Genomic DNA, 14,473 nt, shown 5'->3' on the forward strand with positions numbered 1-14,473 from the left:
TTGTCATGCGCATTATCATATGACTTTCAACATTAAAAGATGATGAATAGCAATTAAACGATCACAAACCATAAAACTTCGATACTGAGGATTAGAAAAGCCCTTAAGATTCATCATAAACGAGAATCTCAAGGGCTTGAGTTAGATAAACGTAGTTTTGTGAACCAACTTTAAACTTATTTATCTAAGTTATAAAATGATTTTAAACCTTCATATTTAGCTGTTTCATAAAGTTCATCTTCAATGCGTAATAATTGGTTGTATTTCGCAATACGATCTGTACGAGATAATGAACCTGTTTTAATTTGACCAGCATTTGTCGCAACAGCGATATCAGCAATTGTAGTATCTTCTGTTTCACCTGAACGGTGTGATACTACTGCAGTGTAGCCAGCTTTTTGAGCCATTTCAATTGCTTCAAACGTTTCAGTTAAAGTACCGATTTGGTTTACTTTAATTAAGATAGAGTTACCGATATTGTTGTCGATACCTTTAGCAAGAATTTCAGTATTCGTAACGAATAAATCGTCACCAACTAGTTGTACGCGGTCACCGATACGCTCAGTTAATAGCTTCCAACCTTCCCAGTCATTTTCATCCATACCGTCTTCGATAGAGATGATAGGATATTTATTAACTAATTCTTCTAAGTAATCCACTTGTTCTTTAGCAGTACGTTTAGCACCTTTATCGCCTTCGAATTTCGTGTAATCGTATACGCCATTTTCATAGAATTCAGAAGATGCACAGTCGAATCCTAAGAAAATGTCTTTACCTGGCTCGTAACCTGCTTTTTTAATGGCTTCAATGATTGTTTCTACTCCGTCTTCAGTACCTTCGAATTTAGGAGCGAAACCACCTTCATCACCTACTGCTGTTACTAAACCACGAGATTTTAAGATTTTAGCCAATGCATGGAATACTTCTGCACCCCAGCGTAATGCTTCTTTAAAACTGTCTGCACCTACAGGTAAAATCATGAACTCTTGGAATGCGATTGGTGCATCAGAATGCGAACCACCATTAACGATGTTCATCATTGGTGTAGGTAGTACTGTTGAGTTGAAGCCACCTAAATATTTGTATAAAGGTTGACCTAAGAAATCAGCAGCTGCACGTGCTACGGCAATAGAAACACCTAAAATTGCATTTGCACCTAATTTACCTTTGTTCGCAGTGCCATCTAATTGAATCATCATTTTATCGATTGAAACTTGTTCTAAAGCTGAGAATTCACCTTCAATAATTTCTGGAGCGATGATTTCATTAACGTTTTCAACAGCTTTTTCAACACCTTTACCAAGGTAGCGTTCACTGTCGCCATCACGTAATTCAACAGCTTCATGTTCACCTGTTGATGCACCTGATGGTACTAAAGCACGACCAAACGCACCACTTTCTGTTAAAACTTCAACCTCTACTGTTGGGTTCCCACGTGAATCAAGTACCTCGCGAGCATAAACATCCGTAATAATTGGCATAATATTAAATCTCCTTTTTCATGATAGTATTTAACCATAACAGTGTTGCAACAGGGCTTTGACAGAGCGCCACGCCCTATTACAAAACTGGTTACATGAGTTCATCTTCATTATAACTGGTTTTCAAATGGACTCAACTATTTTAATGCTTGATTAAGCTTTCACCTGTCATTTCAGCAGGTTGTTTTAAATTCAATAAATCAAGTAACGTTGGCGCAAGATCACCTAAACGACCTGTTTCACGTAATTCTACGCCTTCCTTCGTCACAATCACTGGAACTGGATTCGTCGTATGCGTTGTCATCGGTTGATCATCATCCGTTAATACTTCATCTGAGTTACCGTGGTCCGCTGTAATAATCGCATAACCATCCATTTCTAAAATTTTATCTACAACAGCGCCAAGACATTCATCTACCGCTTCGATCGCTTTAATGGTAGGTTCTAACATACCACTATGCCCTACCATATCTGGGTTCGCAAAGTTAAGAATGATTAAATCAAGGTCACCTTTTGCTAATTCTTCAAGTAATGCATCTTTAACTTCATACGCACTCATTTCAGGTTTCAAGTCATAAGTCGCTACTTTAGGTGAGTTAATTAAACGACGACGTTCACCTTTGAACTCTTCATTTTGTCCACCATTCATAAAGTACGTTACATGAGGATATTTTTCAGTTTCAGCGATACGCAATTGTGTTAAACCATTGTCTTGCGCCACTTCACCGATTGTATTCGTTAAATCTACTTTTTCAAAGACAATTTCTGCATCTACATTATCATTGTATTTAGTAAACGTTGCATAGAATAAATCGTTGACACGTTCTACTTTAAAACCATTAAATGCTTTATCAGTAAAGATTTCAGAAAGTTGGCCTGCACGGTCTGGACGGAAGTTATAGAATATTACTGCATCTCCATCATTCACACCGTTATTTTGATTTTCAACAACAAATGGAACGATAAATTCATCTGTTAAGTCTTCAGCATAGTTTGCTTCTACACCTTCACGCGCTGAGGCATAGCGTGGTGCTGAATCAAATGCTCGGATAGCATCATATGCTTTTTGCTCACGATCCCAACGTTTATCTCTATCCATCGCGTAATAACGTCCTGCTACAGAGGCAAATTGACCGACACCAATTTCTTTGAATTGTTGTTCAGTTTCATCAATATAAATAAGCGCTGATTTTTGATCAACATCGCGTCCATCTAAAAAGGCATGGACATACACTTTATCTAAACCTTTTTTCTTCGCAAGTTTTAAAATAGCAAATAGATGTTGATAGTGACTGTGTACCCCACCATCAGATAGTAATCCAAACACATGAAGCGCTGATTGGTGTTGAAGTGCGTGATCAATTGCACGATTTAAAACATCGTTATCGTAAAAGTCACCATCTTCAATCGATTTGTTAATACGTGTTAAGCTTTGGTACACGATACGTCCCGCACCGATATTCATGTGACCTACCTCAGAGTTACCCATTTGACCTTCTGGTAGACCAACATCTAGACCACTCGCTTCGATTTGTGTAGTTGGATACTTTTCATAATAGCGATCAAAATTAGGTTTATGCGCTTGTTTAACAGCGTTACCGTGGACTTCATCTCTATTCGCAAAGCCATCTAAGATAATAAGTGCTGTTGGTTTTTTTGCCATATTATTTCGCACCTTCTAACAATTGAACGTAGTCGTCTACTTTTAATGAAGCGCCGCCGACTAAAGCACCATCGATATCAGTTTCAGCCATGTATTCTTTAATGTTGTTTGGTTTAACGCTACCGCCATATTGGATACGTACGGCTTCTGCGACATCTTCATTCGTCAATTTTGCGATTTTTTGACGTACCGCAGCACACATTTCGTTAGCATCTTTAGCTGTAGATGATTTACCAGTACCGATAGCCCAAATTGGTTCATAGGCAATCACTACTTTTTTCACTTGGTCGTCAGATAAACCTTCAAGTGCTTTTTCAACTTGGCCTTCAACAACATCGTTGGCTTTGCCATTTTCACGTTCTTCATCACTTTCACCAACACAAATAATTGGTGTCATACCATGATTGAAAACAGCATGTGCTTTTTTGTTAATATCCTCATCTGTTTCATGGAAGATATCACGACGTTCAGAGTGACCAATCACAACGTAGCTCACACCTAAATCTTGAAGCGCAACAGGCGATGTTTCACCAGTAAACGCACCACTTTCTTCATAAAATGTATTTTGCGCTCCAATTTTCAAACCAGGCGCAACACCTTCTTTTGTTAACGAAATTAATGCGTCTAATTGAATTGTAGGCGCACAAATTACTGCCTCTACTTCATTCGTATCTGGTAATGCTGGTAACGCATTAACAAAATCTTTTGCTTCTGCAACTGTTTTGTTCATTTTCCAGTTACCTGCAATAATTGGTTTTCTCAATTAAAACACTCCTATAAGTATTCAAGACATTAAATATGTCTTGAATACTTCTATATTTTTGTTACTTATTTGCAATTGCTTTAATACCTGGTAATTCTTTACCTTCTAAGTATTCTAGAGACGCACCGCCGCCCGTAGAAATGTGTGTAAAGTCTTTTTCAAATCCTAATTGCATTGCAGCAGCTGCTGAATCTCCTCCACCGATAATTGTCGTAGCATCTTTTAATTCAGCAATCGCTTCACATACACCTATTGTACCTTGCGCAAAGTTACTAAATTCAAAGACGCCCATCGGTCCATTCCATACAACAGTGTGTGCACCTTCAAGTTGTTTTTTAAATAATTCAACTGTTTCAGGTCCAATATCCATTGCTTCTTGATCAACTGGAATGTCATCAATAGACACTGTTGAAATAGCCGCATCATTAGAAAATTCCTTAGCTACTTTACCGTCTACTGGTAAGACAATTTGATCGCCAGCACGGTCAAGTAAATCTTTAGCGAAATCAATTTTATCAGCTTCTAAAAGTGATAAACCAATTTCTTTACCTTGCGCTTTTAAGAATGTATAAGCCATACCACCACCGATAAGTACTTTATCGGCAATTTTAAGTAAGTTTTCAATAACGCCAATTTTGTCTGAAACTTTAGCGCCACCTAGAATCGCAACAACTGGTTTGTCTGGATTTTCGACAACGCCACCGATAAATTTGATTTCTTTTTCCATTAAGAAACCAGCGACTGTTTCTAAATGTGTTGAAATCCCTACGTTAGACGCATGTTCACGGTGTGCTGTACCAAATGCATCATTAACGAAAATGTCACCTAATGATGCCCAGTATTTACCAAGTTCGCTATCATTTTTCGATTCTTTCTTACCATCTAAATCTTCGAAACGCGTATTTTCAAACATTAAGACATCTCCGTCATTAAGTTCTTTGATCGCTGTTTCTAATTTTTCACCACGTGTTTCAGGAATAAACGTAACATCTTTATTTAACTTTTCAGATAATCTTTTCGCTACAGGGGCCAATGTTAACTTTTCTTTGTCGCTTTCTTCTTTAACTTTACCTAAGTGAGAGAAAACTACAATTTTACCACCTTGTTCAATAATATATTCTAACGTTGGCAAAGCTTGGACAATACGGTTATCATTCGTAATTTCTCCATCTTTCATTGGCACATTGAAGTCTGCACGAACTAAGACAACTTTACCTTTTAACGAAACATCTGTTACATCTTTTTTAGCCATAAAAATCCTCCTCAAAAACACTCGTTATTTTAAAATAAGCGGAGAAGCGTTGTGCTCCTCCGCTTACTATAAGCTAAATTTCAGTTAGAAGCACGTACATTTAATACTTGCTTAACTTATACCAGTTAAGAGAGTGGCAAACGCAATTTAAACGCGTAAGTCCTACCCCTTTTAGTATATTATAAATCTAATTATTTAGCATGACTTGCTAAATATTCTAATGTACGAACTAATTGTGCTGTATATGACATTTCATTGTCATACCAAGATGCAACTTTAACTAATTGACGATCGCCAACAGTCATAACGCGTGTTTGAGTTGCGTCGAATAATGCACCAAATGTCATACCTACAACGTCAGAAGATACGATTTCATCTTCAGTGTAACCGAATGATTCATTCGTTGCATTTTTCATAGCATTGTTTACTTCTTCAACAGAAACTTCTTTTTCTAAAACAACAGTTAATTCTGTTAATGAACCTGTAGCAACTGGTACACGTTGTGCCCCACCATCTAATTTACCAGCGATTTCTGGAATAACTAAACCGATTGCTTTTGCAGCACCAGTTGAGTTAGGGATGATGTTTTCAGCTGCTGCACGTGCACGACGTTTGTCACCTTTTCTGTGAGGTGAGTCTTGTGTATTTTGGTCACCTGTGTAAGCGTGAATCGTAGTCATTAAACCTTCAACGATGCCAAATTCATCGTGTAATGTTTTCGCTACTGGTGCTAATGAGTTTGTAGTACAAGATGCACCTGAAACAACTGTTTCTGAACCGTCTAATTCTTCATGGTTAACGTTATATACGATTGTTTTAAGATCGCCAGTACCTGGAGCTGAAATTAAAACTTTTTTAGCACCAGCTTCGATGTGTGCTTCAGCTTTTTCTTTAGATGTGAAGAAACCAGTACATTCTAATACAACATCTACTTCTAAATCTTTCCAAGGTAATTTAGATGGTTCTGGTTCAGAGAATGATTTCACTTCTTTACCATTTACGCGGAAACCACCATCAATTACATCTACTTCTTCAGTAAAACGTCCTTGCATAGTATCATACTTTAATAAGTGTGCAAGCATGTCGTCGTCAGTTAAATCATTGACAGCTACTACCTCAATGTTTTCTACGTCTTGAATTCTTCTAAATGCTAAACGACCAATTCTACCAAATCCGTTAATTGCTACTTTTACTGCCATGTTAATGGCCTCCTTTAATGATATTTAAAAAGTGTTATATGCCCCGACTGTTAGACTTGTCTCTCTGAAACAGTACTTTCATTGAAGTCTTGAAAACAAGCTCAATTCAGCATGATTTATAAACCACTTTTTACTTATTTTAATAATTATTGCTCAACAATCATTTTTGCTGCTTCTTCATCTGTAATCAAAACAGTGTTTTTAGGAGCGATCTTAAGGTAAGCCTTCATTGCATTACCTTTCGAACAACCTCCTGCCACAGCAAAATTATGCTCTTTCAGACGAACTTCTTCTAGTTGAAGTCCAATTGTATTTACTTTGTGAATAATCTGGCCATGTTCATCAAAGTAATAACCAAATGCTTCACCTACGGCATTATGATGTTGAAGTTTCTCTATTACTTCTGGCGAAGATTGTCTTCTCTTAGCCATTTTCAGCGCATCACCGATACCATGAATTGTTATTTGTGAATCTTTAATTTTCTCTAATGTTTGTATCACTGCAGGTTCTTTAAGTAAATTTTGATAAGTAAGTTCGCTCACATTATCAGGTACATACAGTGTCGTATAACTACCGCCTGTACGATGAGCCATAGTCGAACAAATTGTATTTGCTTGGAACACTACATTTTCACCAAGACCGCCTCGTGCTGGTACAAACAATACATCAAAGGGTAATGGTGACATCGCATCACTAACAGATGCCATGGTAGATCCACCTGTTACAGCGACAATTGCATCATTATATAATTGTTTTTCTAACAGCTGACCTGCTATGCGTCCGATTTCTACCTTAACACTCAAATCTTTATCACTGTTGCCAGGCACCACGTGTACTTCCTTGATTTGATACAAATCTTTAATTTGTTTCGCTAAACTGTGGTAGTCTGTGTAATTGTTAAAGTAGACATTGAGTTCACTCAATACGTCGATACCAACATGAGTTAATGTCATTCCTGTTGATTTGACCGAAATTAAATCTTGAGCTTTTAAAAGATCGGTTTCAGAACGTAAGACACGTTCAGTAAGATTTAATTTATCACTAAGTGTCCGACGTCCAACAGGTTGATACTTTTGGATGGTGCTTAAAATTGAAAAACGCCGATACATCTTGTCTACCAAATCAGGAACAATCTTTTGCTGCACTTGAATGATGTTTTTCAAGAGGCATGCCTCCTTATTAGTGAAACAGGATGGTCGTGTAAAAGCCAAGCGTTGACAAATTCAGTCCCATGCGTCACAAAAAAATATAACCTGTTTACATTTTTCATCATACTATGGTTTAAACAAAAATGCAAGTCAAAAACAATCCCACTTCGAAATTGGTTGGACTTATAACGTCCCAAACAAAGTGATATTATGCTAAATTTAATAGTATTTTCAATTTATGTATGTAGTTAAAGATGAACGGGTATGTGATTTACGTGTATAATCGTTTCATATGAAGGAGGTTCTAAATGAGATATTCTGATGATAAGCCCGAAGTTATAGATCCTGATGACCCTCGATATAGAAAGCCTGAAGATTTTAACCGCCAAAATGGTCAACATCAAGACCGCGATTTTTATAATCATCGATATCAAGATTCCGAGAGAAATGGTAGACATATCTATTATCGTTCTTATGGATGTACGCCTGGGTGTTTTCCAGGGTGCCTTTTCTCAATTATATTGTCCATCATCCTCACCCTATTATTAAATATGTTTTTATCATAAAAAATCCCATTGGGCACTGTTATTTCATTAAACATGTGCTCAATGGGATTTCTCATATTGTTATGGTTTTGCTGATTGTGTTGTCGTCGTTGTTGAACGTGTATGTGCTTGTTCGTTCGATGTCTCTCTTGTCGTTGTTTGTCGTGAGCCATTATGACTTGTCTCAGTTGACCGTCTAGTTTCAGTAGATGGCTGAGGTGACTTGTTTTCTGTAGAAGGTTCAGCTGTTGATGGTGGCTCATTTGTATGTTCTTGAGTGGGCTTCTCTTCTGTTGAAGGTGGTTTTTCTTCTGATGAAGGTTTTTCTTGTGGCTTTTTATCTTCTTTCGTAGGTTGCTCAGTCGTCTTTGGTTTACTGTTCGCTCGTTGCGCCGCTTCGATAGAGGCTAATCTCTGTTGCTCAAGTGAAGCTTGTCGTTCTTGCTCAAGTGATGCTTGTATCGCTTGTTGTTGTTCTAAACTTGCCTCTCGTTCCCTTTTTTCTTTTACACGTTGTTGGCGCGCTTTTTCTTTTTCAGCCTCTTTTTTCTTTTGTTGTTCCTCCACAGACTTGTCATGAAGACGCTCATTACCTTTGTGTGATTGATCTACAAAAGCAAATATTGCAAAAATTAAACCTCCGATCAATAACAATATGATCAGTATACTCAAACAACCTGTAGCTACTTTTTTCTTTTGATTCCCATCATTATGCGAAGGAATTTGTTGGTTGTTTAACCCCATAATCTAACCTCACTTTTTAATACTGACATGACATGTGATGACTTAGAATATTTTTGTTAATTACAGACCGCCTATTTATATTTTCAGTATGATTCATTATAACAACTCTCCAGTAAAAAATAAAAATAAACGTTTACCTTTTAGACTTACATCATTTATTTCTTAATCTGCGTTTAATTTTGGTAAAAATAAGGAACATAAAGACTAGGACAGATTGGTAATTAGGGGGTTTACATGTTGAAATCTATTTTACGTATGATTATTCGAGTGGTAGTCATTAAGTTAATCTCAAATTTCTTTAATAAAAAAAGGTAAGACCAGAATGCTGCATCATTCTGGCCTTTCTTAACTAAAGGGAGTTAAACCTTCGTCGTATATTATGGGGTATACGCTAACTAAGAGATGGGTTAATTAACCAATTTATCGAAGGCACTTTTATTATAACGTAGTTTGTGAAAAAATAAACATAGTCAAACGCCATTTTTTTGATAGATTCTTGACAGATTTTTGACCTCTTTATGAACGACATGAAACGGAGGGATATTATGACAAACATTTTAATTTCAGGAGGCACCGGTTTAGTGGGCCGGCATCTTGTGGATGAACTTTTGAAAGCAACGGATAATATTATTTATATTTTAACGCGTTCTGCTCGAACATCTGAACATCCACGCGTGACATATATTAACTGGCAAAAAGTACAGTGGGAAGACCAAGTACCTGATATTGATATTGTGATTAATCTTGCAGGTGCTAGCTTAAACAAACGTTGGACGGACGCGCACAAGCAACTTATGATGACCAGTCGCATTCAAGCTACACATGCATTATTTGAGTTATTTGAAAATCGAACGCATCAACCAAACATCTTATTTAATGCCAGTGCCATGGGCTACTATCCACCATCCAAAAAAGATGCTTACACCGAAAACTATAAAACCTTACCCCATGATTTTTTATCTGAGATTGTCTATCAGTGGGAACGTGAAGCTGATCATTTTTCAACGTTAGGCACTCGTGTGATTAAAGGTCGTTTCGGATTAATATTATCCGATCAAGGTGGTGCATTACCGATGATGGCTCTGCCATACCAATATGGTGTCGGTGGTAAAGTAGGCGATGGTAAGCAATGGTATTCATGGATTCATCTCAATGATTTAGTACAAAGCATTCTATTCTTAATTAAGCATCCTGACGCTCAAGGTGTTTATAATCTCAATGCCCCACTTCCAGAAACACAAAATGATTTTGGTATTGCGTTAGGTCGCGCATTACATCGACCGCATTATACACGCGTTCCCGGTTTTATGTTGCGTGTCATGTTAGGCGAAATGTCGACACTTATTTTAGATACGCAATATATGGTACCTGAACGTATACAAATGTTAGGTTTTAAATTTGAATATCCTGAATTAAATTCCGCACTTCAAGCTATTTATCAAAACTAGCTTGTCATACAACGCTTAAATGAATGACGTCTTCAAAGGTAAAACCATTTACTCTGAAGACGTTTTTTTATTATATACTCATTTAAAATCAAACTTATGTGTTGTCATTTTAATAATAATTGGTAAAATGTTAGGTCTAACCATCGATTAAATTTATAACCGACTTGCTTGAGTGTGCCAGCCGCTTCAAAACCGTATGTTTCATGCAGATGAATACTTCCTTGGTTCGCAGCATCAATACCCGCAATCATCGTTTTAAACCCCTTATGCGTTGCATCTTTTATCATGTATTCAAGCAGTTGCGAGGCAATGCGTTGTCTCCGGTAAGATGTACTAACATATATTGAATGTTCTACCGTATATTGATATCCCGGCCAATTTCTAAATGTACCATAAGTGGCAAATCCTGCCACATTACCATCTATGTCAAAAACCCATATTGGCCACTGAGCATTCACTTTATTCTCAAACCACTTTTCACGTTCTTCTACTGTGGTTTCATGATATGTATAAACTGCCGTCGTATTGATGATGGCATCATTGTAAATTTCAGTTATTGCTGGAATATCCCCTATCGTTGCTTCTCTAATCATAAAAATACCTCATTCGCTAAATTTTCTAATAATTTTGAATAAATAATATATTAAGTGCTATCATACCGCCTCATGCCCTTTAGATATATTGTATTATGGGAAACCATAGTATGTGAAACAATTTTTTATCTTAAAATATGTTTATTATTTATTCCCTCATTTATGATATAATAAAATTATCTTTTAATTAGGAGGTTTTTAAATGTATCAAAAACTTGGAATTTGTGCATTATCTTTATCTCTTTTAGGTACCGTCTACACACCAACTGCTGGGGCTGAGTCTGTAGCACCTACCGACCAAATCACTGTCAAAAATAAATCTGACGTGATGAAAGCGCTCAAGCAAATAGCACCAGACAAAGGCATTAAAAATTACAACAAGTATTACAGCATTGAAAAAGAACAAAAGGATGACATGGGTTACACGCATTACACACTGTATCCTAAAGTGAAAAATCACATTGCGAAAGACCGTGAAGTAAAAGTTCACGTCGATCCTAAAGGTAAAGTGGTAATGGTGAACGGTGAAGTTAAAGCACCGGAAGTTAAACCTAAAAATGACGTTTCGCTAAGCAAAGAGGATGCTGTAAATGATGCTTTCAAAGCGGTAAAATTAAATCGTAGCGAAGTAAAAAATGGTAAAGACGAAGTTGTAAAATCTAATGAAGTTGTCATCAATGGTGATGAAAACAAGTTTGTTTATGAAGTCGAAATCACAACAATTGATCCTCAACCATCGCACTGGAAAGTACAAATCGATGCTAAAACAGGTCAAGTTGTTGAAAAGCAAGACTTAATCAAACATGCTGCTGCAACAGGTACGGGAGTGGGTGTCCGTAACGATCGCAAGCAAATTAATATTAATTCAACATCAGGCGGTTACACATTAGAAGATGTTACACGTAACGGTGTATTATCTGCATATAGTTATAATCAAGCTACTGATACTGCAAACTTAATTACAGACAGAGATCGTACATTTGATGCAAATGATCAAAAAGCTGGGGTAGATGCAAACTATTATGCAGGTAAGGTTTATGATTACTATAAGAATGTTCACAACAGAGATTCTTATGATGACAAAGGTAGTCCGATTGCTTCTATTACACACGTAAATACTTTCCAAGGTGAAGATAATAGTACAAACGCTGCTTGGTTAGGTGATAAAATGATTTACGGTGATGGTGATGGTCGTGAAATGCATAGTTTAGCTGCTGCTGATGATATTATTGCACACGAAATCACACATGGCGTGACACAAGAAACTGCTGCTTTAGTTTATCAAGATCAACCAGGTGCATTAAACGAAAGTTTTTCAGATGTATTTGCTTACTTTATTGATTTTGAAGATACGTTATTAGGTGAGGATGCATACATCAATCCTGGTCCTAACAAAGCTTTCCGTAGTTTTAGCGACCCAACAAAATTCAATCAACCAGCACATATGAGAGATTATAAACATGTCCGCTACGATAATGGTGGCGTTCATATTAACTCAGGTATTCCGAACAAAGCTGCATACTTAACTACTCAAAAGTTAGGTAAATCAAAATCAGAAAAAATCTACTATCGTGCGCTTTCTCAATATTTAACATCTACTTCTCAATTTGCTGATGCAAAACGTGCGCTTGAACAATCAGCACAAGATTTATATGGTGCATCTGCGAAACAAAAAGTTACTGAAGCGTGGAACGAAGTAGGCGTTTAAGACTTTTATGAATTTTTGCGTTTGAAACTTTAAATATATACACTTCTCTATTTTCCTAATACTCCTTCATCATTTATAAATATGAACGAAATCATTACTTGAACGATGATGTATTGTAAATATGTATATAAAGATAAAAACATATGTATCACCAACATACGTCAATTTCGATTCAAGTTATCGCCCTATCAGCTATTGATAAGGCACAAATGCTGAGACATTAAGTTGTCTCAGCATTTGTTTTTGAAGCTCTATTTATAGTCATTACTATACCTTCAGGCGTCGTTAATGCCACTTCAGTTGCGTCTGGTTTAACAATATTAAAAGATGTTAATCCATACGTTTCATTTAAATGAATTCGTTTATTATGAGACTGCCAATTATTTAAAGCAAGATGATGATGATAATGGTAATCAGACATGAATAACGCCTTCGGGAAAGTTGACACGAGTTGAAACCCTACATTTTCATAAAACTGTTGCGCTTCTGTTAAATTCGCTGCTTTTAAATGTAAATGTCCAATGCGTGCACCTGTCTTCATACCTCCCCATAAAGTACCTTCCGCGTGATGTAAAATATCTTCTACATTAAGTGGTAAAGTATCCATTTTTACCATGTCATCTACCCATTCCCATTTATTAAAAGGTCTGTCCACATATACTTCTATCCCATTACCTTCAAAATCAGTAAAATATACCGCTTGACTTACTAAATGATCTCCACCACCAATAGGAATGTTGTGTGAAGACATATGTTTTATGAACGCACCTAGTTGTTCCTCACGGTCTAATAACAATGCTAAATGAAATAAACCTTCTTCACTACTTTCAGCAGTACGGCCATTTTCGAGCAAATTTAAGACCAATTCATCTCCCCAATCACCAATAGCAAAGATGATTTGAATTGGGGTTTCATGTTTGATTGGCATGCCTAAAATGGAATGATAAAACCTTTTTTGTTTTTGTAAAGATTTTACATTTAAAGTGATACGATTGACATGAATGAGATTAGAATGATGAAAATCCATCTCGACACCTCACTTGAATATATTTAAGTATATTAAATATACCACATATGCTGTTACATTGCTCCAAATTACTCTTAGACTTAAGTACTCCGAGCACTTAAATAGTAATTACAGTTAATTTCATATATATTTGGAATAAATAATTCTCAATTTATAAAGGAGGATTTTTATGTATGTAAATAAATTAGCCTATATTTTATTAGCATTCTTTTTAGGATCCTTTGGTATCCACAAGTTTTATGCTGGTAAACCCATTCAAGGTCTCTTGCACATCGCATTCTTTTGGACTGGTATCCCTCATATCATTGCCATCATTAGTGGTATTTTAGTATTACTTATACCAGCTGATGAATATGGTCGCGTTTATGTATAAAAAAAGACCGTGTCGAATTTTCTTTCGACACGGTCTGATTTATGTTAATTACATTTTTACTACGTTAGCAGCTTGCTCGCCACGGTCACCGTTAACGATTTCGAAATCAACGTTTTGACCTTCTTCTAAAGATTTGTATCCATCTCCAACGATTGCTGAAAAATGTACGAATACATCGTCGCCATTTTCTCTTTCGATAAATCCAAAACCTTTTTCTGCGTTAAACCATTTTACTGTACCGTTATACATATAGAATACCTCCGTTGTGCATGATGCACGTTTTATTTGTAAAAAAAATTCATTCATTAAAAGGAGTATATTCTAAATAATAAACTTCAATCAATTTCACGATCTTTTATTACGATAAAGTTAACTATACACGCAATTTGACCAAATGTAAAGAAAAACTTTAAATTCTTGTATTTTTTTCTCTTTACACTCCAAAAACCCTCTCTAATATAATTATAAATCATTCTTTTCTTTTAACGTTATTATGTATAAACAATCTGATTATGAACCATAAGAAAAA

Annotated in this window: 14 protein-coding genes; 4 read left to right on the plus strand and 10 right to left on the minus strand. The window is 36.2% G+C overall.

The window, feature by feature from the left end; translation table 11 throughout:
• Positions 1-176: 176 nt before the first annotated feature.
• From eno to G8Y85_RS06475, 6 genes are all read right to left on the minus strand, one after another.
• Positions 177-1,481, minus strand: a complete 1,305-nt coding sequence (eno, locus tag G8Y85_RS06450; protein ID WP_037566704.1) for a surface-displayed alpha-enolase — start codon at positions 1,479-1,481, stop codon at positions 177-179.
• Positions 1,482-1,623: 142 nt separating this feature from the next.
• A complete protein-coding gene (gene gpmI / locus G8Y85_RS06455) occupies positions 1,624-3,144 on the minus strand; it encodes a 2,3-bisphosphoglycerate-independent phosphoglycerate mutase (protein ID WP_037566702.1) in 1,521 nt (506 codons plus the stop codon).
• A gap of 1 nt (position 3,145) precedes the next feature.
• Positions 3,146-3,907, minus strand: coding sequence for a triose-phosphate isomerase (gene tpiA, locus G8Y85_RS06460; protein WP_037566700.1), 762 nt, complete (start codon positions 3,905-3,907; stop codon positions 3,146-3,148).
• A gap of 61 nt (positions 3,908-3,968) precedes the next feature.
• On the minus strand, positions 3,969-5,159 hold the full coding sequence (locus G8Y85_RS06465) for a phosphoglycerate kinase (protein WP_060550624.1): 1,191 nt from the start codon (positions 5,157-5,159) through the stop codon (positions 3,969-3,971).
• Positions 5,160-5,350: 191 nt separating this feature from the next.
• Positions 5,351-6,358 carry a type I glyceraldehyde-3-phosphate dehydrogenase gene (gene gap, locus G8Y85_RS06470; protein ID WP_037566696.1) on the minus strand — a complete coding sequence of 336 codons (1,008 nt, stop codon included), beginning with the start codon at positions 6,356-6,358 and terminating at the stop codon, positions 5,351-5,353.
• A gap of 146 nt (positions 6,359-6,504) precedes the next feature.
• Positions 6,505-7,521, minus strand: coding sequence for a sugar-binding transcriptional regulator (locus G8Y85_RS06475; RefSeq protein ID WP_037566695.1), 1,017 nt, complete (start codon positions 7,519-7,521; stop codon positions 6,505-6,507).
• A gap of 293 nt (positions 7,522-7,814) precedes the next feature.
• Between G8Y85_RS06475 and G8Y85_RS06480 the strand changes: the two genes are divergently transcribed.
• Positions 7,815-8,072: a hypothetical protein gene (locus tag G8Y85_RS06480; protein ID WP_060550622.1), complete on the plus strand. Its 258-nt coding sequence runs from the start codon at positions 7,815-7,817 to the stop codon at positions 8,070-8,072.
• A gap of 60 nt (positions 8,073-8,132) precedes the next feature.
• Here the strand turns inward: G8Y85_RS06480 and G8Y85_RS06485 are convergent, their stop codons facing one another.
• Positions 8,133-8,795 carry a DUF4887 domain-containing protein gene (locus tag G8Y85_RS06485; protein ID WP_107371059.1) on the minus strand — a complete coding sequence of 221 codons (663 nt, stop codon included), beginning with the start codon at positions 8,793-8,795 and terminating at the stop codon, positions 8,133-8,135.
• A 545-nt stretch (positions 8,796-9,340) separates the two neighbouring features.
• Here G8Y85_RS06485 and G8Y85_RS06490 point away from each other — a divergent pair.
• On the plus strand, positions 9,341-10,243 hold the full coding sequence (locus tag G8Y85_RS06490; RefSeq protein ID WP_103346205.1) for a TIGR01777 family oxidoreductase: 903 nt from the start codon (positions 9,341-9,343) through the stop codon (positions 10,241-10,243).
• A gap of 104 nt (positions 10,244-10,347) precedes the next feature.
• Here the strand turns inward: G8Y85_RS06490 and G8Y85_RS06495 are convergent, their stop codons facing one another.
• Entirely contained in the window at positions 10,348-10,836 is a 489-nt protein-coding gene (locus G8Y85_RS06495; RefSeq protein ID WP_103346206.1) for a GNAT family N-acetyltransferase, read from the minus strand.
• Between the two features lie 202 nt (positions 10,837-11,038).
• Here G8Y85_RS06495 and G8Y85_RS06500 point away from each other — a divergent pair, with 202 nt between their 5' ends.
• Entirely contained in the window at positions 11,039-12,544 is a 1,506-nt protein-coding gene (locus G8Y85_RS06500; RefSeq protein ID WP_103346207.1) for a M4 family metallopeptidase, read from the plus strand.
• 220 nt (positions 12,545-12,764) lie between these two features.
• Here the strand turns inward: G8Y85_RS06500 and G8Y85_RS06505 are convergent, their stop codons facing one another.
• Entirely contained in the window at positions 12,765-13,571 is an 807-nt protein-coding gene (locus tag G8Y85_RS06505) for a VOC family protein (protein WP_165805592.1), read from the minus strand.
• A gap of 169 nt (positions 13,572-13,740) precedes the next feature.
• Between G8Y85_RS06505 and G8Y85_RS06510 the strand changes: the two genes are divergently transcribed.
• Complete coding sequence (locus G8Y85_RS06510) at positions 13,741-13,944, plus strand: TM2 domain-containing protein (protein WP_060550616.1); 204 nt, start codon at positions 13,741-13,743, stop codon at positions 13,942-13,944.
• Positions 13,945-13,992: 48 nt separating this feature from the next.
• Here the strand turns inward: G8Y85_RS06510 and G8Y85_RS06515 are convergent, their stop codons facing one another.
• Positions 13,993-14,193, minus strand: a complete 201-nt coding sequence (locus G8Y85_RS06515; protein WP_037567914.1) for a cold-shock protein — start codon at positions 14,191-14,193, stop codon at positions 13,993-13,995.
• Positions 14,194-14,473 lie beyond the last annotated feature (280 nt).

The sequence above is a fragment of the Staphylococcus sp. 11007852 genome (assembly GCF_011394325.1).
Taxonomy (GTDB): Bacteria; Bacillota; Bacilli; order Staphylococcales; family Staphylococcaceae; genus Staphylococcus; species Staphylococcus agnetis.